This is a genomic window from Paracoccus benzoatiresistens, from assembly GCF_026913015.1.
Taxonomy (GTDB): domain Bacteria; phylum Pseudomonadota; class Alphaproteobacteria; order Rhodobacterales; family Rhodobacteraceae; genus Paracoccus; species Paracoccus benzoatiresistens.
Genome location: NZ_JAPTYD010000009.1, coordinates 24,982 through 51,268, shown reverse-complemented (window position 1 = coordinate 51,268; position 26,287 = coordinate 24,982). Strand labels below are relative to the sequence as shown.

The following is a 26,287-nucleotide window of genomic DNA, read 5'->3' as shown; positions in this document are numbered from 1 at the left end:
TGAATGAAGGAAGGCAGCGACGACATCCAGGCGCTTGTCGGGCTGATGGCGCGGCTGCCGGGGCTTGGACCGCGATCCGCCCGGCGGATCGTGCTGCACCTGATCCGCAAGCGCAGCGGTCAGATGTCGCAGCTTGCCGATCTTCTGGAACGCGTGGCGCTCAATTCCCGCGAATGCATTACCTGCGGCAACATCACCGACCGCGACGAATGCGCGATCTGCTCTGACCCCGCCCGCGCGACCGGAGAGATTTGCGTGGTCCAGGACGTGGCGGACCTTTGGGCGATGGAACGCGGCAGGGCCTTTGGCGGCCGCTATCACGTGCTGGGCGGAACGCTGTCGGCGCTGGACGAGGTTGGACCGGACGACCTGGGCATCCCCGCCCTGATCGGCCGGGTCGAGCGCGAGAAGATCCGCGAGGTGATCCTTGCCCTGAATGCCACCGTTGATGGCCAGACGACCGCCCATTACATTGCCGACGCCCTGGCCGACAGCGGCGCAACGGTCACGGGCCTGGCGCAGGGCGTGCCGATCGGCGGGGAATTGGACTACCTCGACGACGGCACGATCAGCGCGGCCCTGCGCGCGCGGCGGCGGCTCTAGGCCGCCGTCAACTCTCCGGCCAAGGCTTTCTCGATCAGCGCGCGGGTTTCATCGATCCCGTAAAGCGCGATGAACCCGCCGAAGCGCGGCCCCTGGTCCGCACCCAGCAGCACCTGGTACAGCGCCGCGAACCAGTCGCGCAGCGGCTCGAACCCGTGCTCCTTGCCGATGGCGAAGACCATCGACTGCAACGCCTCCGGATCGGCGTGCTGGTCCCATGCGGCAAGCCGCCCGGCCAGGTCCTCCATCGCCCGGCGCTCGACCTCGGTGGGCGCGCGGAACTGGCGGGTGGGCGCCACGAAGTCGGCGAAGTAGCGCACGGCAAAGCCCGCCGCCTGGTCCAAGCCCGGATGGGTCTCGGGCGATGCCTCGGGCGCGTAGCGGCGGATGAAACCCCACAGCCCGTCCTTGTCCTTGGCACCCGCGACCGAGGCCAGGTTCAGCAGCATCTGGAACGGCACCACCATGTCCGAGGCCGGAACGTCGCCGCCATGGATGTGCCAGACCGGGTTGGCAAGCTGCTGGTCCACCGGCTGGTCGGGATAGGCGCGCAGCTGCTGGTGATATTCATCGACGGCCTTCGGGATGACATCGAAGTACATCCGCTTGGCCGTCTTCGGCTTCTGGTACATGAAATAGGACAGGCTTTCGGTGGCCGCATAGGTCAGCCATTCGTCGATGGACAGCCCGTTGCCCTTGGACTTGCTGATCTTCTGCCCGTGCTGGTCCAGGAACAGCTCATAGGTGAAATGCTCGGGCGCCCGGCCTCCCAGAATCCGGCAGATGCCGTCATAGATCGGCGTGTTGGTGGAATGGTCCTTGCCATACATCTCGAAGTCCACGTCCAGCGCGGCCCAGCGGGCGCCGAAATCGGGCTTCCATTGCAGCTTCACATTGCCGCCCGTGACCGGCAGGGTCAGTTCGTGCCCGTCCTCGTCGTCGAAGGTGATGGTGCCGTTCCTGGCGTCCACATTCTTGATCGGCACATACAGCACCTTGCCGGTCTTGGGGCTGATCGGCAGGAAGCACGAATAGGTCTGCTGGCGTTCCTCGCGCAGGCTGGCCAGCATGACCTCCATGATCGCGTCATAGCGCTCGGCGGCCAGCAGCAGCGTCTCGTCGAACTGGCCAGACTTGTAGAACTCGGTCGCGCTGATGAATTCGTACTCAAACCCGAAGGTGTCCAGGAAGCGGCGCAGCATGGCGTTGTTGTGGCCGCCGAAGCTGTCGTATTCGCCAAAAGGGTCGGGCACCGTGGTCAGCGGTTCCTGAAGGTGCTGCTTCAGCATGTCCTGGTTGGGAACATTCTCGGGAACCTTGCGCATCCCGTCCATGTCGTCGGAAAAGCAGAACAGCCGGGTCGGAATGTCGCTGATGATCTCGAAGGCGCGGCGGATCATCGTGGTCCGCGCCACCTCACCGAACGTGCCGATATGCGGCAGGCCCGAGGGGCCGTAGCCTGTCTCGAACAGGACAAAGCCCTTTTCGGGGTCTTTCTTCTCATAGCGTTTGAGCACCCGGCGCGCCTCCTCGAACGGCCAGGCCTTCGATTGCATCGCGGCATCGCGCAGGGTGGTCATTGCGTCTTCTCCTGTTCCAAGACCACGACGCCTTATTGAAAGCCGGCTGAATCGTCAATAATTTGCGCCGGAACCGATTGCCAAAGGACAAGACATGACCATTGAACTGCCCTCGTTCTCGCCTTGCGACGCATTGGTGGCGGTGATGGTGGCCGTGTCAGCGTCCGATCAGACCTATCGGACCTCGGAACTGGTCGCGATCCAGCGCAGCGTCGATCACTACCCGGTCTTTGCCAAATACGACGATGAGCGCATCCGGGCGATCAGCCAGACGGTCATGACCCTTTTCGAGGAAGAAGACGGCCTCGACGCCCTGTTCGGCCTGATCCGCGACGCCTTGCCGGAAAAGCTGTACGAAACGGCCTATGCCCTGGCCTGCGACGTGGGGGCCGCCGACGGTCGCCTGTATGAGGGCGAGGTCGCCATGCTGGCCGAGATCCGGCACCAGTTGAACATTCCCCGCCTTCACGCCGCAGCCATCGAGCTGTCGGCCCAGGTTCGCCACCGGGTCCTCTAGCTAGACCAGATCGTCAGCATGTCGCGCTGAAGCTGCCTGGCGTCACGCGTCCAGGACAGCACGCCTGCGGGCAGTTCCTGCCCCGAAGTCGCCGCCTGCCGCGACGGGTCGGCGGCAAGGATCGCGAAGGCCGACTGCCCGCCATCCGGTCGGGTGACATAGCCAGCCAGGTTCGACACGAAGTTCAGCGTCCCGGTCTTGGCCCGGACCTGCCCGACTGGCGCGGGGTCGCGGACAGAATCCTCGTCCAGCGGGTGCGGCTTCAGCAGATCGGGCAGGCCTGCCGCCAGTCCCGGCCCCGCCAGCAGCCGCGCCATGCCCCGCGCCGTCACCCGGCTGTCGGGCGACAGGCCGGAATGATCGGAAAGAGTGAAGTCCGCGCCCTGCCCCTGTGCCCCCAGCCACGCCATCATCGCGCGACCCGAAGCCGCAAGGTCCGACGCGCCGCTGGCGTGCAGGCCCACGACCTCGGCCGTCAGGTTGGTCGAGAAATAGAGCATACCGCGCAGGATCTCCTCCAACGGCGGACTGGAGTGGCTGGCCACGACCTCGCCCGGGGGCAGGTCGCGGATAACCTCTGGCGTGGGCAGGACCAGCCCCCTGGCGCGGCACAGGGTCTGGAACACGTCGCCCGCATAGAGTTCAGGCTTGCGGACGGGCAGCCAGCGGCTGCCGGGACGGTTCACGGCGCTGCGCGAAACGGTCCAGCTTTCGCGGCCGCCATCCTCTTGCCAGGAAAAGAGATCGGCCTGGTCCCCCGGCGCCGCCGTGATCGTATAGGCGCGCGGGGAATGGCTTGCCGCCCGCGCCTCCAGCGACATCTGAAGCGCGCCGCCCGTGCGCCGCCAGCCCAGATGCACGCGGTTGAAGTTCAGGATCATCCCGGACAGGGCGGGGTTGTAGGCCAGGTGGTCGGCCTGCGCTGGCACGAGTTCCTCGACCTGCGGCAGTGCGCCGCCCCAGACGGCAAAGCGCGCAGGCGCGGGCTGGCCGGTCGCGGCAAGGTCGCCCGCCAGCCGCGCCAGATCGTCGGTAGACAGCAGAGGATCGCCGCCCCCGGCCAGGACCAGCATGTCGCCCGCGCGGATGACGCGGGTGGCAAACCTGCGGCTGCGCCCCAGCCGAGCCAGGGCGTAAAGCGCCGTCACCGCCTTCAGCGTGCTGGCGGGCATCATCGGTGCGGCAGCCAGCGCGGCGTCCGACAGCGCCTCCCCGGGCAGGTCCATGCGCGCATAGGCAACGATGCCGGGCAGCCCGGCCGTGGCAACCACCGGACCTGCCGTAAAGGAGGGCTTGGCCAGGGGACGGGCCCAGGCCGGCGCCACCGGCAGCGCGGCAAGCCCCGCCAGAAGGCTGCGCCGCCGCATCATTTCCGTGCCCTCAGCGCGGTCGAGGACTGGCGGGACATCGGCAGGTTGAGCAGCACCCAGGCAGGCGGCCTGCGCAGGGCCAATGTCCCGGCCTGCCACTGCGGCAGGCGCGCGCGCGCCAAGGCCAGCGCGGCGATCGAGTGGCGGGCCGATGTCCGCGATCCGGGCCGGGCCAGCACGCCGATGGGGACGCTGGCTGCGATCTGCCTCCAGCGGTCCCAACGGTGGAACTGCACCAGATTGTCCGACCCCATCAGCCAGACGAAGCGCACGCCGGGATAAATACGCCTCAGCGCGGCGATGGTGTCCGCCGTCATGCGGGTGCCAAGGCGCTGCTCGACATCGGTCACAAGGACGCGCGGATCGGTTGCAAGGCGCCGGGCGTGGGCAAGCCGTTCCGCCATCGGCGCAGGCCCCCGCGCCTTCAACGGATTGCCGGGCGAGACAAGCCACCAGACGCGGTCCAGCCGGAACCGACGCAGGGCGGCCTGGGTGATGGCGACATGGCCTTCATGCGCGGGATCGAAGGAGCCGCCCAGCAGGCCGATGCGCAACCCCGGCAGCACAAGGGGAAGCCCCGCCTGGCTCAAAGCGCGATGGCCGAGATCAGCCTGCCGTAATCGGCCTCGCCCTCATGCGTGGCGCGGCGATAGCTGAAGAACTTGTCCGGGTCGGAATAGGTGCAATGGCCGGACCATTCGGCATCAACCCCCGCGTCTCGCAGCCGCATCAGGCCAAAGGACGGCAGGTCGAACATCGGCCGTCCGTTGGGCCCGCCGCTGAAGAAGCGGTCATAGCCCGCGTCCTCGGCCAGGAAGCTGTTCATGAAATCGGGGCCGACCTCATAGGCGCGCTGGCTGATGGTGGGACCGATCACGGCGCGGATCCGGGTGGCGCCAAGGGCGCGCATGGCCTCGGCCGTCGCCTCGATGATGCCGTCAAGCGCCCCGCGCCAGCCGGCATGGCAGGCACCGATCACCCCGGCGGCGGGGTCGGCCAGCAGGATCGGCTGGCAGTCTGCCGTCAGCACCGCCAGGGCCACGTCGCGGCGGGCGGTGACGATGCCGTCAGCCTCGGTATTGGCGACGGTGGCGATGTCGCTGGCCTCGGTCAGGGTGACCACATCGGCGGAGTGGACCTGCTTCACGGTCGCCAGGGCACCGGCGGGTATGCCCATGGCCGTGGCGACGCGGCCGCGGTTCAGGGCCACCATCTCGGTCTGGTCGGTGGACCGGCGCCCGCAGTTCAGCCCCGCGAAAAGCCCCGAGGATGCGCCGCCCTTGCGGGTGAAGAAACCGTGCCTGACATCGCGGAGCAGAGGATGGGTCAGGATCTCAAGCGTGGTCTGCATGAAGCCTCAGCTTGTCAAATCCGGGCACCGGGGGCGCCCCTTTCGGCCAGATGGCCATGGCCTTGAACAAGTGACCCATTTCATCCGGGTGGGTCAAGCGTCGAAGCGCCCCCATAGCGCCCGTGTCCCCGGCGGCCGCCAGCCGGTCCGCCCGCTGCGCCGCGCCCAGCGACAGAAGCCATTCGCCCTGATGGATCGGTCGCGACGCGATGGCCCCTGCCCGGATGGCAGCGGCAGCCAGGGGGGCAAAGTCGACATGGGCGGTCAGGTCGGCCTCGCCCGGATGGGCCAGGGGATCTTCCGGGGCGTGGTTGCGCAGCGCCTGGAAGGTATCGCCATAGCCGTTCCAGCCGCCGTAATCGATGAAGATCGCGGCGCCCCCCTGAACCGCGATGCGGCGGGCGATGGCTTCGACAATGGCGGGCGCGGCGGGACATTCCTCGACCACGTCGCCGGGCTGACCTTCGCGCGGCAGTTGGACGACGGGACCCAGGCCAAGGCGCAGGCCATTGTCCGACAAACCGACCATGCGTTCGGCCCAGCCGTCTTCGGCGCGCTGGTACTGCCGGATCGGCAGGGCGTCGAAGAACTCGTTTGCCATCAGGAACAGGGGCTTGTCAGGCAGCTGCCCGACACTGTCGAGATGCGTGACCGTTTCCAGCCGGTCCCGCTGGATCTGGCGCAGATGCGGGGATGCCTCGATCAGCGCGACCTGGGCCGCCCCAGCCATGCCGGGAACCTTGCGGATCGCGCGCAGCATGTCGGCCATCAGCGTGCCCCGCCCCGGCCCGATCTCGGCCAAGGTGAAGGGCGCGGGGCTGCCCTGGTCCATCCAGGCCTGCGCCAGGGCCAGCCCGCACAACTCGCCGAACATCTGATGGATCTCGGGGGCGGTGGTGAAATCGCCCTTGGCGCCGAAAGGGTCGCGCGTCGCATAATAGCCATGGCGCGGGTGCAGCAGGCAGATTTCCATGTAATCGGCCAGGGTGATCGGCCCCGTTGCCCGGATGCGCTGCGCGATGAGCTGGGCCAGGGGCGTCATGCGGCGGCGGCCACCGCCGGCCTGCGCCAGGCGCGCAGGACAAGGACCAACCCGGCCAGCACCATCGGCAGCGACAGAAGCTGGCCCATGGTCAGCCCGATCACCGGCCCGCCGATCACATGGCCAAGCGGGTTGTCGGGCGTGATGAACTGCGCATCCGCCACGCGGAACAGCTCCACGAACATGCGCGCCAGCCCGTAGCCGGTAAGAAACACGCCGAAGGCCAGCCCCGGACGGCGCAATCCGCCCCTGCGGACCAGCGCGAACAGGATCAGGCCCAGAAGCAGCCCCTCCAGCCCCGCCTCGTAAAGCTGGCTGGGATGGCGCGCGCAGGGGCCGGTGATGCCGGGGCAAGCCTGCGCAGCCTCGCCCGGGAAGATCACGCCCCAGGGCAGGTCGGTCGGGCGGCCCCAGAGTTCCGCATTAATGAAGTTGGCGACGCGGCCAAAGAACAACCCGATCGGCGCGACCACAGCCATGGCATCCGCCAGGCGCAACGCCGGGATGCCGTTCGCGCGGCAGAACAGCCACGTCGTCGCGATGACCCCCGCGAAGCCGCCGTGGAAGCTCATGCCGCCCTGCCAGACCTTGATGATCTCGCCCGGGTTGGCAAGATAGAAGCCCGGTTCGTAGAACAGCACGAAGCCCAGCCGGCCGCCCAGGATCACGCCCAGGATCACCCAGGTCAGCAGGTCGTCCACGCGGTCGGAAGCCATGGGCGCCCGGTCGCCCCAGACGCGATCGCGCCGCATCAGGGCAACGATGATCCGCCAGCCGATCAGCAGCCCCGCCAGATAGGCCAGCGCATACCAGCGCAGCGACAGGGTCAGGCCGCCCAGATGGATGGTGAAGATCTCGGGGGCGATATTGGGGAATGGGATCATGGGGCCTCGGGGCGTTGCGCGGCGCACGCTAGTCAGCGGCGGCGCGGTGTCAACATGAGGATCCCGGGCCGCCATGATGCAGCCGCAGCATTCCCGACATTGAACCCGGACGCCGCGCGGCCCATATAGGACGCCGAGCACGTATCGGGGGCAAAGGCCAAATGACCACGCAAAACAAGTTCTTTGACGATATCTCGAAGCTGATGACCAACGCCATGGGCGTGGCACACGGCGCCAAGTCCGAGGCGGAAACCGCCATGAAGGGCTGGATCGACCGCTGGCTGGCTGATCGCGACTTCGTGACCCGCGAGGAGTTCGAGGCCGTGCGCGAGATGGCCATCAAGGCCCGGACCGAAAATGCCGAGTTGAAGGCCCGGCTGGACGCCATGCAGGCGGGCCGTCAGGGCTGAAGCCGGTCCCGCAGCCCGCCCGAACGGTCGTACAGCAGCACCTCGCCCGCATCGGTCACGACGACGATCCAGTCGCGGGCAAAGGTCACGGCCTCGGGCCGGGCACCCTCGGGCAGCGTGATCGCCTCGGGCAGGCCGGGCAGCACCGGCTGTCCCAATCGCATCCACAGCAGCGCGACGATGGCGATCATGCCAAGGCCCATCACAAGCGCCAGCCCCGTCACCAGCCAGCGAAGCAGCCGCAGTTCCGGCACCGCTTTCGCCGCCGTTTTCCAGTCGCTATCATCCTTGTCCATGTCGAACCTTGTTGTCACCATTCCGGCCAATCCGCCCGAGCGGCTTGATAAGGCGCTTGCCCTTGCCGTGCCAGAGGCGGCTGCCCTGTCGCGTTCGCGCCTGGCGCGGCTGATCGCCGATGGCGCGGTCAGCGGCCCCGACGGCGTGGTCCGCGACGGCAAGGCCCGCGTGGCCGAGGGGCAGGATTACCACATCGCCATCCCCGAGCCCGAGGCGGTCGAGACCCGGCCCGAGGCCATTCCGCTGGTCATCGCCCATGAGGACGAGGATCTGATCGTCATAGACAAGCCCGCCGGAATGGTCGTCCACCCTGCCCCCGGCTCGCCCAATGGCACGCTGGTCAATGCGCTTCTGGCCCATTGCGGCGACACGCTGTCGGGCATCGGTGGCGAGAAGCGCCCCGGCATCGTGCATCGGATCGACAAGGACACGTCCGGCCTGCTGGTCGTCGCCAAGTCCGACCGCGCCCATCACGGCCTTGCGGCGCAGTTCGAGGCGCACAGCGCGCAGCGCCGCTATCTGGCGCTGGCGCATGGGCTGATCGACGGCGCCGACCCGCGCCTTCGCGGCACCCCCGGCGTCAGCTTCGAGGATGGGGCGGTGCTGAAGATCACCTCTCGGCTGTCGCGCCATGCGACGGACCGGCAGCGGCAGGCGGTCTATTTCGACAAGGGCCGCCATGCGGTCACGCGGGCACGGATGCTGGAACGCCTTGGCAGGCCCCCTGTCGCCATGCTGGTCGAATGCCGGCTGGAAACTGGGCGGACTCATCAGATCCGCGTCCACATGGCCCACGCGGGCTTGGGGCTGATCGGCGATCAGGTCTATGGCGGCGCGCGGCGTGCGTCAGCCAAGGCGCTTGGGGCTGCGGCGGAACTGGTCGCGGCGTTCCCCCGTCAGGCGCTCCACGCGGCGCATCTGGGCTTTGACCATCCGGTGACGGGCCAGCCGCTCTCGTTCGACAGCCCGCTGCCTGCCGACATGCAGGCGCTGCTGGATGCTTTGCGGGCCGCCACATGACGGCATCGTGAAGGCGTCACGCCTGTCGCGTTCACGATTTCTGAACAGAATATCACCAAAAGCCCCGGTCGGGGTTGCCGGAACCTTGCGCGCGCAGGTCGCGTTCCCCGGACATATGCGAAAGGCCAGCATCATGGCGAATTACGGAAACCTTCCCGCCCCCAGCCCCGAACAGGGCTTGAACCGCTATCTGCAAGAGATCCGCAAGTTCCCCTTGCTGGAGCCGGAAGAGGAATACATGCTGGCCAAGGCCTGGGCCGACCACCAGGACAGCGAGGCCGCACACAAGCTGGTCACCTCGCACCTGAGGTTGGCCGCAAAGATCGCCATGGGCTATCGCGGCTATGGCCTGCCGCAGGCCGAGGTGATTTCCGAGGCGAACGTGGGCCTGATGCAGGCCGTGAAGCGCTTCGACCCGGAAAAGGGCTTTCGCCTTGCCACCTATGCGATGTGGTGGATACGGGCCTCGATCCAGGAATACATCCTGCGGTCCTGGTCGCTGGTGAAGATGGGCACGACCAGCGCGCAGAAGAAGCTGTTCTTCAACCTGCGCAAGGCCAAGTCCAAGATCGGCGCGCTTGAAGAAGGCGACCTGCGCCCCGAAAACGTCGCCCAGATCGCCAACGACCTGAACGTGACCGAGCAGGAGGTGATCGAGATGAACCGCCGCCTGTCGGGCGGCGACGCATCGCTGAACGCGACGGTCGGCTCGGGCGAAGGCGAATCGACCTCGCAATGGCAGGACTGGCTCGAGGACGAGGACGCCAACCAGGCCGAGGCATTCGCCGAATCCGAGGAACTGGACACCCGCCGGCAGATGCTGATGCAGGCGATGGACGTGCTGAACGACCGGGAAAAGGACATCCTGATCGAACGCCGCCTGCGCGACGACCCGCTGACGCTGGAGGATCTGTCAGCGCGCTATGACGTGTCCCGCGAACGGATTCGCCAGATCGAGGTCCGGGCCTTCGAGAAGCTGCAGGACCGGATGCGGGTGCTGGCGCGCGACAAGGGGATGAGGGTGCCCGAGGGGATGGCCTGACCCATTCAGTGGCGCAATTGACCTGCCATTGGCGCGCGCTATGGTCGGCTTGACAATGGCAGACCGGACCCGATGACCGCGCTTACGAAATTTCAACGGCTCGAAGCCCAGGGGTCGTGGCGCGCGACCCCTGATGCGCCATTGCGCGAGGTCATCGTGTCGGTCGGCGAGGCCACGCTGGTCCTGTCGGATCCGAAGAATGACCGTCCCTTGTCCCATTGGTCCCTGCCCGCCGTGGTGCAGCTTAACCCTGGCGCTGTGCCGGCCATCTATGCGCCCGGTGCCGAAGGGGCGGACGAAACCGTCGAGATCGACGATCCGCTGATGATCGAGGCGATCTCTCGCGTCCAGGGTGCCGTTGCCAGCCATCGCGCCCATTCCGGGCGGCTGCGCAGCGCGCTGATGGTGCTGGCGATTCTGGCTGTCTTGGCGGGGGCGGTCCTTTGGCTGCCCAATGCGCTTGTCGTTCATGCAGCGCGCATCGCACCGCCGGCGCAGGCGCGCGACATCGGCATGGCGATCCTGGCCGATCTGGAGACAAGCGCAGGCGCGGTCTGCACGCGCGATTCAGGGCAGGCGGTCCTGGACTATCTGGCGCCGCAACTGCTGGGTCCCGGCGCCGTCGTCCGCGTGCTTCCCGGCCCCTTGGGCGGCGCGCGGCGCTTGCCGGGGGATCTGTATGTAGTGGGCAGCGATCTTTTGCGCGCCGCGCCCGGTCCCGAATCTGCCGCAGCCCATCTGGTGTCGGCGCGACTGGCGGCCGAGGATCCGAATCTGAGACTGGTGGCCATGCGCCATGCCGGCCTGGGTGCTTCGCTGCGGCTGATGACCTTGGGACACCTGCCGCGCAACGCCATGGCGGGCTTTGGCAATACACTGCTGCTGCAGCCTCCGCCCCGACCCGCGGATGCCGATCTGCTGGCTTCCTTGGCCGAACGCGGCATCCCGGCCGAGCCCTATGCCCGCTCGATCGATCCAACCGGGCAGACCGTGCTGCCGCTGATCGAGGGTGATCCATTCCGCAAGGCACCGCCTTCCCGTCCCCTGCTGACCGATGAACAGTGGCTGGCCCTGCAACAGATCTGCGCAGGCTGACGTCGGCATTTCGTTTTCGCCGTTGCACCCCGGCACCGCTGCGGTTATTCACGGCCCCAGGCACCCGTAGCTCAGCTGGATAGAGCGCTGCCCTCCGAAGGCAGAGGCCAGGGGTTCGAATCCCTTCGGGTGCACCATTCTCCATGACCCTCTGGACGTTGCGCCTTGTGTCAGGTCTTCTGACGCAAACGGAGGATGACCCATGGACGATCTGGAACGGCGTATTGCGCAAGCACGTGGCGATGAACCCGCCGATCTGGTCCTGCGCGGCGGACAGGTCTTCGACCTGATCACGGGCACGATGATCGCGGGCGACGTCGCCATCTGCGGCGACTGCGTTGTCGGCATGGGCGAGGACTACGAGGCCCGGCAGGTCATCGACGTGACCGGCCTGACACTGGTGCCGGGCTTCATCGACACCCATCTGCATGTCGAAAGCAGCTTGGTCACGCCCTTCGAATTCGACCGCTGCGTCACGCCGCGCGGCATCACAACCGCCATCTGCGACCCGCACGAGATCGCCAATGTCATCGGCCTAGACGGCATCCGCTGGTTCCAGGCAGCCAGCGAGCGCACCCTGATGGACCTGCGGGTGCAGCTTTCCTCCTGCGTGCCCTCGACCGAGATGGAAACGGCGGGCGCCCGAATCGAGGCCGAGGATCTGCGCGCCGTCATGGGCCATCCGTCGAATATCGGGCTGGCCGAGTTCATGAACTATCCCGGCGTGATCCATCGCGATCCTGCCGTCATGGCCAAGCTGCGGCTGTTCCAGGGTGGGCATATCGACGGCCATTGCCCGCAACTGTCAGGACGCGACCTGTCGGCCTATGTCGCGGCGGGCATCCGCACGGAACACGAGGCGACCACCGCCGAGGAGGCTCTGGAAAAGCTGCGCAAGGGAATGCGCGCGCTGATCCGCGAGGGATCGGTCAGCAAGGATCTGGCAGCCTTGCAGCCGGTGCTGACCGATGTGACGGCGCCCTACATGTGCCTTTGCACGGATGACCGAAACCCGCTGGACATTGCCGAACAGGGCCATCTGGACCACATGATCCGCGAACTGATCCGGCGCGGCAGCCCGGTGCTGGCCGTTTATCGCGCAGCCTCGCTGTCGGCGGCCGAGGCTTTCGGACTGAAGGATCGCGGGTTGATTGCGCCGGGCCTGCGCGCCGATATCGTGGCGCTGGACAGCCTGGAACATTGCCGGGCGCAACTGGTGCTGTGCGGCGGACGGGTTGTCGATGAGGCATCCTTTGCCGCGCGGGGCGACCTGCCCCCGATCGGCCGCCACTCCGTCAAGGCGCCTGCGGTCACGTCCGGGAATTTCCGCCATCCCGGCAATCGCCGCGAGACCCCGGTGATCGGCATCATCGAAGGCAAGATCATCACCGCTCACCTGAACGAGGATATCGCGCCCGAGGACGGCGACAAGCGCCCCGACCCGTCGCGCGACCTCGCTCGAATCGCGGTGATCGAGCGTCACGGCAGGAACGGCAATATCGCCACCGGCTTTGTGCGAGGTTTCGACATCCGGCGTGGCGCCATCGCCTCGACCGTATGTCACGATCACCACAACATCGCCGTGGTCGGCGCCGACTACGACGACATGGCCCTGGCTGCGAACCGCCTGTCAGACATCGAGGGCGGCTTCGTGGTGGCTCATGCCGGCCGCATTCTGGCCGAATTGCCCTTGCCCGTCGCCGGCCTGATGAGCCTCGAGCCGTTCGAAGCCGTGCGCGACCGCCTGATCCTGCTGCGCGAAGCGGCCAGAACCCTTGGCGTCACGCTGGAGGAGCCTTTCCTGCAGATGGCCTTCCTGGCCCTGCCCGTCATCCCCGCCCTGAAGATCACCGACCGCGGGATGGTCGATGTCACGCGATTCGAGATCATTGCAGGCTGAACAGACAGCAAAAACAGTAGTCTAGATGATGTTGGCTGGGGCGGTAGGATTCGAACCTACGGTACACGGTACCAAAAACCGATGCCTTACCACTTGGCCACGCCCCAACTGTGGGAGGGTGAATAGCCAAGGTGGCGGGGGGGTGCAAGCCGAAAATTCGCAAAACTTGTCTGTTCCGCGACCACGCAGTATGCGGCCCCAATGGAACAGGTCGATCTTCTGATACTGGGCGCCGGGGCGGCGGGATTGTTCTGCGCGGGGTCCGCGTTGCGGCAGGGCCGGCGTGTCCTGGTGCTGGATCATGCCCGGGATCCGGGCGAGAAGATTCGCATATCGGGCGGGGGGCGGTGCAATTTCACCAATCTCGCTACGGCGCCGGACCGGTTCCTGTCGCAAAATCCGCGATTCGCGGCCAGTGCGCTGTCCCGATATAGTCCGGGCGATTTCCTGCGGCTGGTCGATCGGGCGGGAATCAGCTGGCATGAAAAGACGCAAGGGCAGCTTTTCTGCGATGGCAAGGCAACTCAGATCACCCGGATGCTGCTGGACCGGATGGAAGGCGCCGAGTTGCGGATGCAGACCGCCCCGCAACAGGTCCGGCATGACGGCACGGGCTTTCTGGTCGACACCTTGGCAGGTACGATCCGGGCCGCGCAGCTCGTGGTCGCAACGGGCGGCAAGTCGATTCCCAAGATCGGCGCCACCGGCCTCGCTTACGATATCGCCACGCAGTTCGGCCTGCGCTTGATCGACACGCGGGCTGGCCTGGTTCCGCTGACCTTTGCCGAACAGGAACTGGCGCTGTGCCGTCCGCTGGCCGGTGTCCCGGTCGAAGCCGAGATTCGCCACGGCGGCGGTAGGTTCCGGGATGCGCTATTGTTCACGCATCGCGGACTCAGCGGCCCGGCGATCCTGCAAATCTCCAGCTTCTGGCAGCCGGGCGAGACGCTGCAGGTCGATCTTGCCCCCGGTCGGGACATCGCGGCGGATCTGAAGGCAGCGCGGGCGCAGTCGGGGAGGATCAGCGTTGCCTCGGCGCTTGGGCGCGCCCTGCCCGCCCGTCTGGCCGCGGCAATCTGCGAGGAGATGGGGCTTGGGCAGGCGCGGCTCGCCGACCAGCCGAACACCCGGCTTGATGCCATCGGGGCGCGCGTCAATCGCTGGCAAGTCCGACCCGTCGGCACCGAAGGCTATCGCACGGCCGAGGTGACCCTGGGCGGCATCGACACGCGCGACCTGGACGCGCGGACCTTGCAGGCCCGCAATGTGCCAGGGCTTTATTTCATTGGCGAATGCGTCGATGTGACAGGCTGGCTGGGAGGATACAATTTCCAGTGGGCCTGGGCCTCGGCCGATGCCGCAGGCCGCGCGGCCTAGCCCATCACCGGATCGGCCTTGGCCAGCCGGTCGAAGGCCATCAGCGATTCGACGAGCGCAGGCATTTGCTCCAGCGGGATCATGTTCGGCCCGTCCGATGGCGCGCAGTCCGGATCCTCATGCGTTTCGATGAAGACACCCGCCACACCCAGCGCCACCGCCGCACGGGCCATCACGGGTGCGAATTCCCGCTGCCCGCCCGAGGATCCGCCCTGCCCGCCGGGCTGCTGCACCGAATGCGTCGCGTCCATGATCACCGGATAGCCCGTCCGCGCCATGATCGGCAGCGACCGCATGTCGGCCACCAGGGTGTTATAGCCAAAGCTGGCCCCGCGTTCGGTCAGCAGGATATTGTCGTTGCCCGTCGAGGCGACCTTGTCGGCGACGTTCGGCATGTCCCAGGGCGCCAGGAACTGCCCCTTCTTGATGTTGACCACCGCCCCCGTCCGGCCAGCGGCCAGCAGCAGGTCGGTCTGGCGCGACAGGAAAGCCGGGATCTGGATCACGTCCACGGCCTGCGCCGCCAGCACCGCCTGTTCGGCGTCGTGGACATCGGTCAGCACCGGGCAGCCGAGCCGGTCCCTGACCGTCGCCAGGATCTGCAAACCCTCCTCGATCCCCACCCCGCGGCGGCCCTTCAACGAGGTCCGGTTGGCCTTGTCATAGCTGGCCTTGAAGACATAGCCCGCCCCGGCCCTGGCGCAGGCCTCGGCCATGCGTTCCCCGATCATCAGGGCATGGTCCAGCGTTTCAAGCTGGCAGGGGCCGGCGATGACCGTCAGGGGCAGATCGTTGCCGCAGGAAAGATCGCGGATGAGGACATGCTTGGCTTGGGTCATGTAGATACCTGTTCGCGTAGGATCGAGGCTGTCAGCGACAGCATCAGATAGATACCCGAAAAGATCAGGAAGGCCACCAGCGTATTCTGGAACGCCTTGGGATAGGTCGCCTCGTCCGGCGGAACCGGGGCCACGGACAGCGACAGATAACGGACCTGCTTGTTGGCCTCGATCCGCGCCGCCTCCATCTGGGCAGCCGCCGTTGCCAGCAGTTCCTGGCGGGTCAGGAGATCGCTTTCCGCGATCCTGAGTTCGCCCGAGATCAGCGCCAGCGAACTCCGGTTGTCGTCGCCCCCGGTCAGTTGCGTCCGCGTTTCGGCGATCATCTCCTCCAGCCGGGTGATGTCGCCGCGCAGGGCAGCAACGCGGCTTTGCAGCGGCTGGGGGTTGGACAGCAACTGGCCCAGCTCCAGCCGCTTCGTCGCGAGCTGCGTTTCCAATGCCGAGATCTGGTTCATTACCACGGTGCCCTCGGCCACGGGATCCAGCACGCCAAGCGTCTGCTGCAATTCCTGCACGCGGCGCTGCGCGGCCAGCACCTTGGCCTCCGCATCCTCATAGATGGCGACCGCGCCCTTCATCTGGTCGTCGCGCAGGCGCGAGGTCATCCGGTCCACCTGCTCCTCGGCATAGGCGATCAGGGCCAGCGAGAAGTCCTGGCTTTGCTGGGGGTCGGGGGCAATCACCTCCATGTCGATCATCCCCTCGGTCGGATCATAGCCGATCTTGACCGAGTTCTGGTACAGTTCGAACGTCTCCTCGTTCGTCGCATCTGCTGGCAGCCGCTTGACCGGGTCGATGGCGGGATCCTGATAGGCCGCCTTGAAGCCCTTGTCCGCGTCCAGCCGCAGCATGGCGTCGCGCGATGTCAGATAGCTTTGCACCGCGACCGAATCCGTGTTGGTCGCAAGCTGCGATCCCGACAGAAGCCCGCCCAATCCCCCTGCGCCTGCGCTTCCCTGGCCTTCCGCAGACTGGATGCGGAACTGCGAGACGGTCGCATAAAGCGGCGTGGCAACGCGGAAGTAATACCATCCGGCCAGCAAGGTCGGCAGCACCACGAAGGCCGCCAGACGCAGCCACAGCAGGACCATCCGACGCCGCCTGCGCTGCGCGATGTCGCGCTGGATGCGGAAGATCTCGGCCGCGCGCTTTTCCTCGGTCAGGACCTCGCGCGAGGGAAGATCGGGGCGGGGCGGAGCGACCTCGGTCCCCGGGGCAGTTGCAGGAGCGGTCTGCTTCTTCGGCATCACCGCGGGCGTGTTGGCGGCCGGCCTTGCCTGCGCACGGCTGCCTTCACTGGACAGGATCTGCCCAAGGGCCGCGCGATGCGACGGGTCGATGCCGCGCTGGCGCAGGCGCAGGACCGCTTCCTCGTCGGAACCCACCTCGATCTGGTGCAGGGTCGCAATGCGGCGGGCAATGCGCAGCTGCCGTTCGGACAGGTTTTCCCGTCGGATCGCCTCCAGTTGCTTGTCCAGGTCGTCACCGGAGGCAGAAGGCTGCGGCCCGGCGGGCTGCGGTTCGGCGGGCCTCACATGGGACAGCCCGTCATCGACGGGATCGGTCCGCATGAACCGGGCGCGTTCGTCGTCCTGCGGCACATGCGCCGGGGCCTTCTTGCGGACCGAGATCTGGACACTGGAGTCCGACAAGGATCGCCCGGCCAGCGCTGCTGCCTCGCTCCCGCCGACGGGACGCACGGATTCGGCCGCCGAGGCGTGATAGCGGCGGACCTTAGGCGGTGTAGTCATAATACTGTTTCGCCTCAGCAAGGGATTCGAACGAATAAAGTCGCCCGTCGCGCAGGATGGCGGCAGACCGGCAGAACTTCTCGATGGTAGCGGGCTGATGGGATACGATGACCACGGTCGCGGTCTTCAGCCGGTCATAAAGCACCGCGCCCGCCTTGCGGTTGAATTCCACGTCGGTCGTCTGCGGCATGCCTTCGTCGATCAGATAGATGTCGAATTCCAGCGCCAGCAGCAGCGCAAAGGTGAACCGCTGGCGCATCCCCGCCGAATAGGTGCCCACCGGCCTGTCGAAATATTCGTCGATATCGGTCAGCCACCGCGTGAAGGCGGAAACATAATCGGGATCCAGGCCATAGATGCGGGCGATGTAGCGCGCGTTCTCATTGGCCGAATGCTTGGTGACGACACCGCCCATGAAGCCCAGGGGAAAGGAAATGCGGCAGGTGCGGCGGATCGTGCCCTCATCCGGCTTCTCGAGGCCGCACATCATGTTGATCAGCGTCGTCTTGCCGGTGCCGTTCGGTGCCAGGATCCCCAGGGAATTGCCAAGTTCGACCCGGAAGGATGCCCGGTCGAGGATCACCTTGCGCCGTGTTCCCGTCCAGAACGACTTCGAGACATTGTCGAATTCCAGCATCAATCATCCCTGCCGCCAAGCGGCCCTTGGCCTGGACTGCCCGGCACCGGCGACACTAGTATCGGGCGAGCGGAGTGTCCAGTTTTCCCCCCTTGGTGATGCCTGCCCGGCACGCGTTTGTCACCCTTCAAACACGCGGCATTTTCACTATCTGTTCGACATGTCCATGCTTGAACAGTCCATCCGTGCCTGCCGCCTGTGCGCGCCGCGCTTCGCAGGCACCGCCACCGCCCACGAACCGCGCCCGGTCGTCTGGTTCCATCCCGAGGCGCGCATCCTGGTTGTCGGCCAGGCGCCCGGCATGCGGGTGCATCACAGCGGGCGGCCCTTCACCGACCGGTCCGGCGACCGGCTGCGCGACTGGATGGGGGTGGACGAAGCGGTCTTCTATGACAAGGACCGCATTGCCATCGTGCCCATGGCATTCTGCTTTCCCGGCTATGACAGCCGCGGGTCGGACCTGCCGCCCCCGCCGATTTGCGCAAGGACCTGGCGCGGGCAGGTCATGGACCAGTTGCGGCCGCGCCTGACGCTGCTGGTGGGCGGCCATGCGATCCGCTGGAACCTGGGGCTGCGCGACGTGACGGGCGCCGTCGCCGCGTGGCGCGACCATGCGTCGGGCGTCTTTCCCCTGCCCCACCCGTCCTGGCGCAACACCGGCTGGCTGCGCCGCAATCCCTGGTTCGAAGCCGACCTGCTGCCCGAACTGCGCGCCGCCGTCCGCGCCGAACTGACGCGCAACGACTGACCCTTTGGTCCGGGTTGCGCGCCCCCCTTGTTGACAGGTTGCGCCCGCCGGGCCATCCCCGTCGGCATGACCAGTGACATTCTGATTGCCCGCGCCGCCCGAAAGCTGCCCATCACCGAAGTCGCCGCCCGGATGGGCCTGGGCGATCAGGAAATCCTGCGCTATGGCCACGACAAGGCCAAGATCGCGCATCACGCCGTGGCCGCGCTGGCCCACCGGCCCCGCGGCCATCTGGTGCTGGTCACGGCCATCAACCCCACCCCCGCGGGCGAGGGCAAGACGACCACCACCGTGGGCCTCGGCGATGCGCTGAACCGCATCGGCAAGCGCGCCACCGTCTGCATCCGCGAAGCCAGCCTGGGGCCGAATTTCGGCATGAAGGGCGGCGCGGCCGGAGGCGGTCATGCCCAGATCGTCCCGATGGAGGAGATGAACCTCCATTTCACCGGCGATTTCCATGCGGTCACCGCCGCCCACAACCTGCTGGCGGCGATGATCGACAACCACATCTACTGGGGCAATGACCTGGACATCGACACGCGCCGCATCACCTGGCGGCGCGTCATGGACATGAACGACCGCGCCCTCCGCGACGTCGTGGTGGGGCTTGGCGGCGTCTCGAACGGGTTTTCGCGGCAGACGGGCTTTGACATCACGGTCGCGTCCGAGGTCATGGCGATCCTTTGCCTGGCCCGCGACCTGGACGACCTGCACAAGCGGCTTGGCCGGATCGTCGTCGGTTATACCACCGATCGCCGGCCCGTCACCGCGCGGGACCTGAAGGCCGACGGCGCCATGACCGTACTGCTGCGCGACGCCCTGCAGCCGAACCTGGTCCAGACGCTGGAAAACAACCCCGCCCTGGTCCATGGCGGCCCCTTCGCCAATATCGCGCATGGCTGCAACAGCGTGATCGCCACCGAGACTGCGCTGCGCCTTTCCGACTATGTCGTGACCGAGGCAGGCTTCGGCGCGGACCTGGGGGCCGAGAAGTTCCTGGACATCAAGTGCCGCCTTGCCGGTCTTTCCCCCGCCGCCGCGGTGCTGGTAGCGACCATCCGCGCGCTGAAGATGAACGGCGGCGTCGCCAAGGAGGAGCTGGGGACCAAAGACGTGGCCGCCGTGACACGCGGTTGCGCCAATCTCGGCCGTCATATCGAAAACCTGCGCGGCTTCGGCCTGCCGCTGGTCGTCGCCCTCAACCACTTCGCGGGTGACACCCCTGCCGAGATCCAGGCGCTCCAGGCTTACTGCGCCCGTCACGGCGTGACCGCGATCCCCTGCCATCACTGGTCCAAGGGCGGCGCCGGAGCCGAGGATCTGGCCAGCCGCGTCGTGGAACTGGTGGAAAGCAAGGAGGCCGACTTCCACAACCTTTACCCGGATTCGATGCCCTTGTGGCAGAAGATCGAAACCATCTGCACCCGCATCTATCGCGCCGCCCATGTCGAGGCCGCGCCCGGCGTTCGCGCGCAACTGGAGCTGTGGGAGGAGGAAGGCCACGGCCGCCTGCCGGTCTGCATCGCGAAGACGCAATATTCCTTTTCCACGGATCCCGACCTGCGCGGCGCTCCGGAGGGCCATGTGATTCCGGTCCGGGAAGTTCGACTGAATGCCGGTGCGGGCTTTGTGGTGGCGATCTGCGGCCAGATCATGACCATGCCGGGCCTGCCGCGTCACCCATCGGCCGAAACGATCGCCCTGAACGACCTGGGCCAGATCGAGGGCCTGTTCTAGGCCAGCCCCAGTGCTTCCCAGCGCTCGGAATGATGGGGGCTCCGCAAGAAGACGGAACGATGAGCAACCTGTTCGGGCGGGGTGAAGCGCAAAGGTGATGAATGTCCTTTGCCGTCTTCCAGACCAGGAAAGGTCCGCCGCGAAGGGCGGTGTTGCGGCGGCGCGACGCGGCCCTTTACCCCGCCATGACACGCTCTCCGGCCTGGGACAGCGTGGCAGCCAGATCGTCCAGCCAGCCGCCCTCGGGGGTCGAGGCGCGGCGCAGCAGCATCACCTCTCGCGCGGGCTGGGGGTCGGGAAATTCCACGACCGAAAGGCCGGGTGCTGCCGCGCGTTCCTGCCTTGCGGCAAGCTGCGGCAGGAAGGTCAGCCCCATTCCCTGCGCGGCCAGGCGGCACAGCGTCGATAGCGAGGCCGCGCCCAGATCCAGCCGTGCGCCCCGGCGGCCAAGCCCGCAGACCTCCAGCGCCTGGTCGCCCAGGCAATGGCCCTCGTCCAGCAGCAGCAGTTGGCCGGGATCCAGATCGCGCGGCTCGGGCCGCATGGCACCGATGCGGGCGATCTGGTCCTGGCTGCCCGCCAGCAGGAAACGGTCGGTGAACAGCGGGGTCGCGGTCAGATCCGCACTGTCGGGGGCGGTCGCCACGACAGCCACGTCCAGCCGCCCCTGAAGCAACTCCTCGACCAGCCGGTCGGTCTGCGCCTCTCGCAGATGGAGGTCGCGGCCGATGTCCTGGGCACGCAGCACCGGCAGCGCCTCGGGCAGCAGATAGGGGGCGACCGTCGGGATCATCCCCAGCATCAGCCGCCCGCCCTGCCCCGGCTGGCGCATCCCCTGTTCCAGTCCCGCCATCGCCATCATCACCTTCCGGGCATGGGCTTCCAGCGCACGCCCCTGCGGCGTCAGCAGGACACCCGCCGGGGTCCGTTCTACCAAGGCGGCACCGACCTCCTCCTCCAGCGCACGGATCTGCATCGACAGCGCGGGCTGGGTGACGTTCATCACTTCGGCCGCGCGCGTGAAATGGGCCTGCTGGGCAAGCGCCAGGAAATAGCGCAACTGACGAAGGCTTATGTTCATCAGATACCCTTATCGGACTGATCGATTTCTTCGATTTCTCTTTATGCCACGGCTTCGGCATGAACAACCCAAGCCAATTCAGAAGGAGCCAAGGCATGACCCAGGACACCCCCCGTCCCCGAATGACCACCACGGCAGGTGCGCCGATTGCGTCGAACCAGCACAGCGAGACCGCCAGCGATCGCGGCCCGGTCCTGATGCAGGATTACCAGCTTCTTGAAAAGCTGGCCCACCAGAACAGAGAGCGGATCCCGGAGCGTGTGGTTCACGCAAAAGGCTGGGGCGCCTTCGGCACCTTCACCGTGACCCAGGACATCACGCAATACAGCTGCGCCGCGATCTTTGGCGAAGTCGGCAAGACCACCCCCATGCTGGCGCGGTTCTCGACCGTGGCGGGAGAGATGGGCGCGGCGGACCACGAACGCGACGTGCGTGGATTCGCGCTGAAATTCTATACCGACGAAGGCAACTGGGATCTGGTGGGCAACAACACCCCCGTCTTCTTCGTCCGGGATCCGATGAAGTTCCCGGACTTCATCCACACGCAGAAGCGTCACCCGCGCACCAACCTGCGCAGCCCGACGGCCATGTGGGATTTCTGGGGACAAGTGCCCGAATCGCTTCACCAGGTGACGATCCTGATGTCGGACCGCGGCCTGCCGCAGGATCCGACCTTCATGGACGGCTTCGGCAGCCACACCTATTCCTTCTGGAACAAGGATGGCGAACGCTTCTGGGTCAAGTTCCACTTCAAGACCCGGCAGGGCCACCGCTTCTATACCAACGGCGAGGCTGCCGAGATCATCGGCCACACCCGCGAGGGCTATCAGGAAGCGCTGTTCGGCAAGATCGAGAAGGGCGAGTTCCCTCGCTGGACCATGTATGTCCAGATCATGCCCGAACTTGATGCGGAAAAGACCCCCTATGATCCGTTCGACCTGACGAAGGTCTGGCCGCATGGGGATTACCCGCTGATCCAGGTGGGCGAGTTCGAGCTGAACCGCAATGCCGACAACTATTTCGCGCAGATCGAACAGGCGGCCTTCAGCCCCTCGAACAAGGTGCGCGGCATCGGCTACAGCCCCGACAAGATGCTGCAGGCCCGCGTCTTCAGCTATGCCGACGCCCACCGCTATCGGCTTGGCACGCATTACGAACACCTGCCGGTGAACGCGCCGAAATGCCCTGTCCATCACTATCACAAGGACGGGCAGATGAACTTCTTCGGCCAGGTGACGGGCAGCGCGGATGCCTATTACGAGCCGAACAGCCGCGGCGGCGCCATCGAGGATCCCTCGTTCGCCGAACCGCCGCTGCGCCTGTCTGGCGTGGCCGCGCGCCAGCCGCACCGGCAGCTGATCGACGATTACGAACAGCCTCGCGCACTGCATAACCGGGTGCTGAACGATGCGGAACGCGCGCGGCTGTATCACAACATCGCCGCCGCCATGGAGGGCGCGGACGAAGACGTGATCGAACGCGCGCTGCTCCATTTCGACCGGATCAGCCCTGCCTACGGCGCGGGAATCCGCGCGGCACGCGCGGAAAAGGCGGCGCATCGCCACGCCGCCGAATAGGTCCGCAAGCCGGATTGAAAAGGAGGCGCCCCCGCGCCCCCTTTTTCCGCATCACCCGATCAGGCGCGAACCGCTTCCATAGGTTTCCTGGTAATGCCGCTCCAGCCGCATCAGGGCCAGGCGCAACACGATCTTGCCCGACCGTGCCGACCAGCCCAGGCGGCGTTCGGTCAGTTCGATCCCTTCCAGGAAGCAGCAGACGCGCAGAACGATGTCGCCCATGCCGGGACCAAGGTCGCGCAGCGCCATGGCGACCCGGTCGCGCGCCGATTCAGATCCGCCGCGATAGCCCCCGCCGCTGCGGCTGACATCGATGCCCGAGGTCATGAAGCCGGTCCAGTTCTGCGTGACGCGCGGGCCCATCTGCGCCAGCTCGAAATCCTCGCGCAGGCGTTCGCCCGCCGCGACCATGCCGGGCGACAGGAAGGGCTTTCCCGCCCCGTCGCGGCGGCGCGCCAGAAGCAGAAGCGGGCTTTCGGCGATGTTGACCCGGGCACGGCGGCGGCGGCGATCCTCGGGGTCCTCGATCACGCGGCTTTCCCAGACTCGGTGCCGCTCGGCGTGATCGAAGCCGGCGGGCGCCTCGGCCATGCCCATCGGTTCATCGGCTACGGGGCTTGCATCGGTGAACTCGGCCGGCCCGGGCACGGCCTTGCGCTGGCGGGGCGATTTCAGCATGTCGCGCAACGCGTCGCGCCCGGCGGGCGCGATGGAATAGCGTTGCATCCGCCCCGGCAGGCCCAAGGGCGTGACCCATCCCTTCAACGCCATCAGTTCGGCGATCCAGCGCTCAAGGACGGCGGTCCGGATGTCATCCCGGCTGATGATGGCCTTGTCCATGCCCTCGGCCGTGACCAGCACCGCGCCGGGTTCGGCCAGGCGGCGCAGAAGGCGCATCGCCTGCTTGTCGTCCAGCCTGCGGGGGCGTTCCGCGACCTCGGCCAGGGCTCCGTCGATCAGGGGGTCGTCGCGCCGGGCCTCGAACCGGCGGATGCGGCGCAGGATGGTCGAGGCGTGGCAACCCTCGGACCGCGCCAGTGCGCGGATCGAATGTCCTTCCTCGACATGGCGAAGGTAAAGGCGCGCGTCGTCGGGCATATCGTCAGCGGAGGCGCCAGCAGCCCCGGTCGGCGAACGGTGCTCCGCGGCAAGGCTGTCGATAGCGAAATCACCGGTCAAAAGCGTCATGTCTGGTCCCTTGTCATCCTAGGCAGCGGGGGAACTGAACTACCTTGAGTTGCGTTAAGCGTGGTTAAAGGTATGCCTGCTAAACAGCAGATAGCCGCAACATTCCCTAACAAATCCTAAAGATAGGTTTCCCGACCGAACGCTGCGATAAAGCGGCAGGCAACACCCGTTAAAGTTGTGTGAAGCTGGTCTCACCAACATCAACGGGACGGTTCAAAAATGAGCTACATGCCGAACGTGATCGCCTTCCGCCCCCGCCCCGCGGCCGAGCCGCTGCGCCGCCCGCGCGTCCTGATCCGCGCCGCCCGCGAGGGGCAGGCCGGCTGGCGCCGCGAGCGCGATCTGAAACGCCTGCTGCGGGCGGATCATTGCCCCGCCCCCGGCGCCAGCCTGCCCCGCCTGCGCGCCGAGGAAGCGGCCCTGAACGAGGCGCGGCTGCAACGCGCGGCGGATTACGACATGCATCGCCATGTCCTGCTGATGATCGCCATCCTGGCGGAAATGCGTGCGGCCGTGGGCGATACGCCGGTGCCGGTCAGGACGGGCGCAAGGATCGGCGCGGCGATGCTGGCCCAGGCTGGCGTAGCACTCAGCGGCCCCGCAGCAGCGATCCCAGCACACCCCTGACGATGGCCTGCCCGGATTTCGTGCCCAGCTGTCGCGCAAGGCTCTTGCCGAAGGTTTCCACGATCGAATCGCTGCGGGACGACAGCGCGCGGGTGGGTCGCGCCTGGTCCCGCAGCTGATAACGGCGGGCATTGCGGTATTCGTCGCGGTTCATGTCGAACAGGGCCTCGTCCTCTGCCCTTGCCGCTTCCCTGGTCTTGCGCGCCAGCAGTTCCTGCGCGGACTCGCGGTCGATGGATCGCGCGTATTTCGCCGCCATGGGCGACGCCGCCATCACCTCGGCTCGCTCACTGTCCGAAATCGGGCCCATGCGGCTGAAGGGCGGGCGGATCAGCGTCCGCTGCACGATGCCCGGCACGCCTTTTTCTTCCAGCAGCGAAGTCACCGCCTCGCCGGTGCCGACATTCTGTATCGCCTCGGCGGTGTCGAAGCCGGGATTGGCCCGGTAATTCCCGGCGGCCATGCGCAGTGCCTTCTGGTCCTTGGGCGTGAAGGCGCGCAGGGCGTGCTGGATGCGGTTGCCAAGCTGGCTCAGGACGTCTTCGGGAATGTCGGCGGGGCTCTGGCTGATGAACCAGAGGCTGACACCCTTGGACCGGATCAATCGCGCGACCTGCTCGATCTTTTCGACCAGAGCCTTTGGCGCGTCGTCGAACAAAAGGTGCGCCTCGTCGAAGAAGAAGGCGACGCGCGGGCGGTCGGGATCGCCTACCTCGGGCAGTTGTTCGAACAATTCGGACAACAGCCACAGCAGGAAGGTCGCGTAAAGGCGCGGCGAATGCATCAGCCGGTCGGCGGCGAGGATGTTGACCATCCCCTTGCCGGTGTCGTCCTGCCGGATCAGATCGGCCAGTTCCAGCGCGGGTTCGCCGAACAGGCTGTTGCCGCCCTGGTTCTCCAGCACCAGCAGCGCCCGCTGGATGGCGCCCACGCTGGCGGTGCTGACATTGCCATAGCGCAACGACAGGTCGGCGGCGTTCTGGCCGACCCAGACCAGCATCGCCTGCAGATCCTTCAGGTCCAGCAGCGCCAGCCCCTGTTCGTCGGCCAGGCGAAAGGCGATGTTCATCACCCCTTCCTGCGCATCGCTGAGATCCAGCAAACGCGACAACAGCAGCGGCCCCATCTCGGCCGGAGTGGTGCGGACGGGGTGGCCCTTTTCGCCCCAGACATCCCAGAACGTGACCGGAAAGGCCTGGTAGTCTAGCGACATCCCGATCTGCGCGGCCCGGGCGGCAAAGCTTTCGTGCGGTTTCGCATCCGTGGTGCCCGACCGCGCCATGCCGGCCAGGTCGCCCTTCACATCGGCCAGAAAGACCGGCACGCCGGCCAGGGACAGGCTTTCGGCCAGGGTCTGCAGGGTGACCGTCTTGCCCGTACCGGTGGCGCCTGCGATCAGTCCGTGACGGTTGGCATATCGCAACAACAGGGTCTGGGGGGCGGCATGGCCGGGTCCGCCTCCGCCCACGAACACCGTATGCGCCTGCTGGTCCACCACGCCCGTCATGCATGTCCCCCTGCGTTGCCGCGCCCGTTGCGCCGCCTGCCGATGCAGCGTCCGGTCCGATAATACCGTGTTAATGCAACCATGCCAGTATGCGAATCGTTCGG

Annotated in this window: 25 protein-coding genes and 2 tRNA genes; 13 read left to right on the top strand and 14 right to left on the bottom strand. The window is 66.7% G+C overall.

The genetic code is table 11. The features are described from left to right. Positions 1-3 precede the first annotated feature (3 nt). Positions 4-603 (top strand): recombination mediator RecR, encoded by a 600-nt coding sequence (recR, locus tag OU682_RS09005; protein ID WP_268941749.1) that lies wholly within the window; start codon positions 4-6, stop codon positions 601-603. Here recR and OU682_RS09000 read toward each other — a convergent pair. Further along, complete coding sequence (locus OU682_RS09000; protein ID WP_268941748.1) at positions 600-2,183, bottom strand: lysine--tRNA ligase; 1,584 nt, start codon at positions 2,181-2,183, stop codon at positions 600-602. The genes recR and OU682_RS09000 overlap by 4 nt on opposite strands. Before the next feature lie 94 nt (positions 2,184-2,277). Here OU682_RS09000 and OU682_RS08995 point away from each other — a divergent pair, with 94 nt between their 5' ends. After that, positions 2,278-2,700, top strand: coding sequence for a tellurite resistance TerB family protein (locus OU682_RS08995; protein WP_268941747.1), 423 nt, complete (start codon positions 2,278-2,280; stop codon positions 2,698-2,700). Here the strand turns inward: OU682_RS08995 and dacB are convergent. Genes dacB through lgt form a run of 5 tightly spaced genes read right to left on the bottom strand, consistent with a single transcriptional unit; the run spans position 2,697 to position 7,347 of the window. After that, a complete protein-coding gene (gene dacB / locus OU682_RS08990) occupies positions 2,697-4,067 on the bottom strand; it encodes a D-alanyl-D-alanine carboxypeptidase/D-alanyl-D-alanine endopeptidase (RefSeq protein ID WP_268941746.1) in 1,371 nt (456 codons plus the stop codon). The genes OU682_RS08995 and dacB overlap by 4 nt on opposite strands. Beyond that, positions 4,067-4,636 (bottom strand): nicotinate-nucleotide adenylyltransferase, encoded by a 570-nt coding sequence (locus OU682_RS08985; protein WP_268941745.1) that lies wholly within the window; start codon positions 4,634-4,636, stop codon positions 4,067-4,069. Before OU682_RS08985 ends, dacB begins: the two co-directional genes overlap by 1 nt. Before the next feature lie 20 nt (positions 4,637-4,656). Next, the gene (pgeF, locus tag OU682_RS08980; RefSeq protein ID WP_268941744.1) at positions 4,657-5,421 is read right to left on the bottom strand and encodes a peptidoglycan editing factor PgeF; all 765 of its coding nucleotides are present in this window, start codon (positions 5,419-5,421) and stop codon (positions 4,657-4,659) included. Continuing rightward, a complete protein-coding gene (locus OU682_RS08975) occupies positions 5,405-6,463 on the bottom strand; it encodes a class I SAM-dependent methyltransferase (protein ID WP_268941743.1) in 1,059 nt (352 codons plus the stop codon). The genes pgeF and OU682_RS08975 overlap by 17 nt, the downstream gene beginning before the upstream one ends. Then, complete coding sequence (gene lgt, locus OU682_RS08970) at positions 6,460-7,347, bottom strand: prolipoprotein diacylglyceryl transferase (protein WP_268941742.1); 888 nt, start codon at positions 7,345-7,347, stop codon at positions 6,460-6,462. Before lgt ends, OU682_RS08975 begins: the two co-directional genes overlap by 4 nt. Before the next feature lie 161 nt (positions 7,348-7,508). Between lgt and OU682_RS08965 the strand changes: the two genes are divergently transcribed. Continuing rightward, complete coding sequence (locus tag OU682_RS08965; RefSeq protein ID WP_234855465.1) at positions 7,509-7,757, top strand: accessory factor UbiK family protein; 249 nt, start codon at positions 7,509-7,511, stop codon at positions 7,755-7,757. On the opposite strand, the gene OU682_RS08960 is transcribed toward OU682_RS08965, so the two are convergent. Next, positions 7,748-8,053 (bottom strand): DUF6476 family protein, encoded by a 306-nt coding sequence (locus OU682_RS08960; RefSeq protein ID WP_268941741.1) that lies wholly within the window; start codon positions 8,051-8,053, stop codon positions 7,748-7,750. The genes OU682_RS08965 and OU682_RS08960 overlap by 10 nt on opposite strands. Here OU682_RS08960 and OU682_RS08955 point away from each other — a divergent pair. From OU682_RS08955 to ade, 5 genes are all read left to right on the top strand, one after another. Next, the gene (locus tag OU682_RS08955) at positions 8,052-9,074 is read left to right on the top strand and encodes an RluA family pseudouridine synthase (RefSeq protein WP_268941740.1); all 1,023 of its coding nucleotides are present in this window, start codon (positions 8,052-8,054) and stop codon (positions 9,072-9,074) included. The genes OU682_RS08960 and OU682_RS08955 overlap by 2 nt on opposite strands. A gap of 133 nt (positions 9,075-9,207) precedes the next feature. Continuing rightward, entirely contained in the window at positions 9,208-10,116 is a 909-nt protein-coding gene (gene rpoH, locus OU682_RS08950; protein WP_268941739.1) for an RNA polymerase sigma factor RpoH, read from the top strand. A 72-nt stretch (positions 10,117-10,188) separates the two neighbouring features. Next, entirely contained in the window at positions 10,189-11,211 is a 1,023-nt protein-coding gene (locus OU682_RS08945; protein ID WP_268941738.1) for a hypothetical protein, read from the top strand. Between the two features lie 60 nt (positions 11,212-11,271). Further along, a tRNA-Arg gene (locus OU682_RS08940) sits at positions 11,272-11,348 on the top strand. A 65-nt stretch (positions 11,349-11,413) separates the two neighbouring features. Continuing rightward, positions 11,414-13,111, top strand: a complete 1,698-nt coding sequence (ade, locus tag OU682_RS08935; protein ID WP_268941737.1) for an adenine deaminase — start codon at positions 11,414-11,416, stop codon at positions 13,109-13,111. Positions 13,112-13,143: 32 nt separating this feature from the next. Here the strand turns inward: ade and OU682_RS08930 are convergent. Next, positions 13,144-13,218: transfer RNA gene (locus OU682_RS08930), tRNA-Gln, on the bottom strand. A 94-nt stretch (positions 13,219-13,312) separates the two neighbouring features. Between OU682_RS08930 and OU682_RS08925 the strand changes: the two genes are divergently transcribed. Then, a complete protein-coding gene (locus OU682_RS08925; RefSeq protein WP_268941736.1) occupies positions 13,313-14,488 on the top strand; it encodes a BaiN/RdsA family NAD(P)/FAD-dependent oxidoreductase in 1,176 nt (391 codons plus the stop codon). On the opposite strand, the gene kdsA is transcribed toward OU682_RS08925, so the two are convergent. Genes kdsA through OU682_RS08910 form a run of 3 tightly spaced genes read right to left on the bottom strand, consistent with a single transcriptional unit; the run spans position 14,485 to position 17,718 of the window. After that, entirely contained in the window at positions 14,485-15,327 is an 843-nt protein-coding gene (gene kdsA / locus OU682_RS08920; protein WP_268941734.1) for a 3-deoxy-8-phosphooctulonate synthase, read from the bottom strand. The genes OU682_RS08925 and kdsA overlap by 4 nt on opposite strands. Then, positions 15,324-17,081 carry a KpsE/RkpR family capsule polysaccharide export protein gene (locus tag OU682_RS08915; RefSeq protein ID WP_268941733.1) on the bottom strand — a complete coding sequence of 586 codons (1,758 nt, stop codon included), beginning with the start codon at positions 17,079-17,081 and terminating at the stop codon, positions 15,324-15,326. Before OU682_RS08915 ends, kdsA begins: the two co-directional genes overlap by 4 nt. Next, the gene (locus tag OU682_RS08910) at positions 17,065-17,718 is read right to left on the bottom strand and encodes an ABC transporter ATP-binding protein (protein WP_268941731.1); all 654 of its coding nucleotides are present in this window, start codon (positions 17,716-17,718) and stop codon (positions 17,065-17,067) included. The genes OU682_RS08915 and OU682_RS08910 overlap by 17 nt, the downstream gene beginning before the upstream one ends. Positions 17,719-17,878: 160 nt before the next feature. On the opposite strand from OU682_RS08910, the gene OU682_RS08905 reads away from it, so the two are divergent. Together OU682_RS08905 and OU682_RS08900 are read left to right on the top strand one after the other, a co-directional pair. Then, positions 17,879-18,466, top strand: coding sequence for a uracil-DNA glycosylase family protein (locus OU682_RS08905; protein ID WP_371832225.1), 588 nt, complete (start codon positions 17,879-17,881; stop codon positions 18,464-18,466). Positions 18,467-18,532: 66 nt separating this feature from the next. After that, positions 18,533-20,203 (top strand): formate--tetrahydrofolate ligase, encoded by a 1,671-nt coding sequence (locus OU682_RS08900; RefSeq protein ID WP_268941728.1) that lies wholly within the window; start codon positions 18,533-18,535, stop codon positions 20,201-20,203. Between the two features lie 175 nt (positions 20,204-20,378). Here OU682_RS08900 and OU682_RS08895 read toward each other — a convergent pair whose 3' ends face one another. After that, positions 20,379-21,284 (bottom strand): hydrogen peroxide-inducible genes activator, encoded by a 906-nt coding sequence (locus OU682_RS08895; protein ID WP_268941727.1) that lies wholly within the window; start codon positions 21,282-21,284, stop codon positions 20,379-20,381. A gap of 95 nt (positions 21,285-21,379) precedes the next feature. On the opposite strand from OU682_RS08895, the gene OU682_RS08890 reads away from it, so the two are divergent. Beyond that, a complete protein-coding gene (locus OU682_RS08890) occupies positions 21,380-22,861 on the top strand; it encodes a catalase (RefSeq protein ID WP_268941726.1) in 1,482 nt (493 codons plus the stop codon). Between the two features lie 51 nt (positions 22,862-22,912). Here the strand turns inward: OU682_RS08890 and OU682_RS08885 are convergent, their stop codons facing one another. Further along, on the bottom strand, positions 22,913-24,049 hold the full coding sequence (locus tag OU682_RS08885) for a DUF6456 domain-containing protein (RefSeq protein ID WP_371832224.1): 1,137 nt from the start codon (positions 24,047-24,049) through the stop codon (positions 22,913-22,915). 219 nt (positions 24,050-24,268) lie between these two features. Between OU682_RS08885 and OU682_RS08880 the strand changes: the two genes are divergently transcribed. After that, on the top strand, positions 24,269-24,676 hold the full coding sequence (locus OU682_RS08880; protein WP_268941725.1) for a DUF6477 family protein: 408 nt from the start codon (positions 24,269-24,271) through the stop codon (positions 24,674-24,676). On the opposite strand, the gene OU682_RS08875 is transcribed toward OU682_RS08880, so the two are convergent. Next, complete coding sequence (locus tag OU682_RS08875) at positions 24,639-26,183, bottom strand: helicase HerA-like domain-containing protein (RefSeq protein ID WP_268941724.1); 1,545 nt, start codon at positions 26,181-26,183, stop codon at positions 24,639-24,641. The two genes, OU682_RS08880 and OU682_RS08875, sit on opposite strands and share 38 nt — an antisense overlap. Between the last annotated feature and the right edge of the window lie 104 nt (positions 26,184-26,287).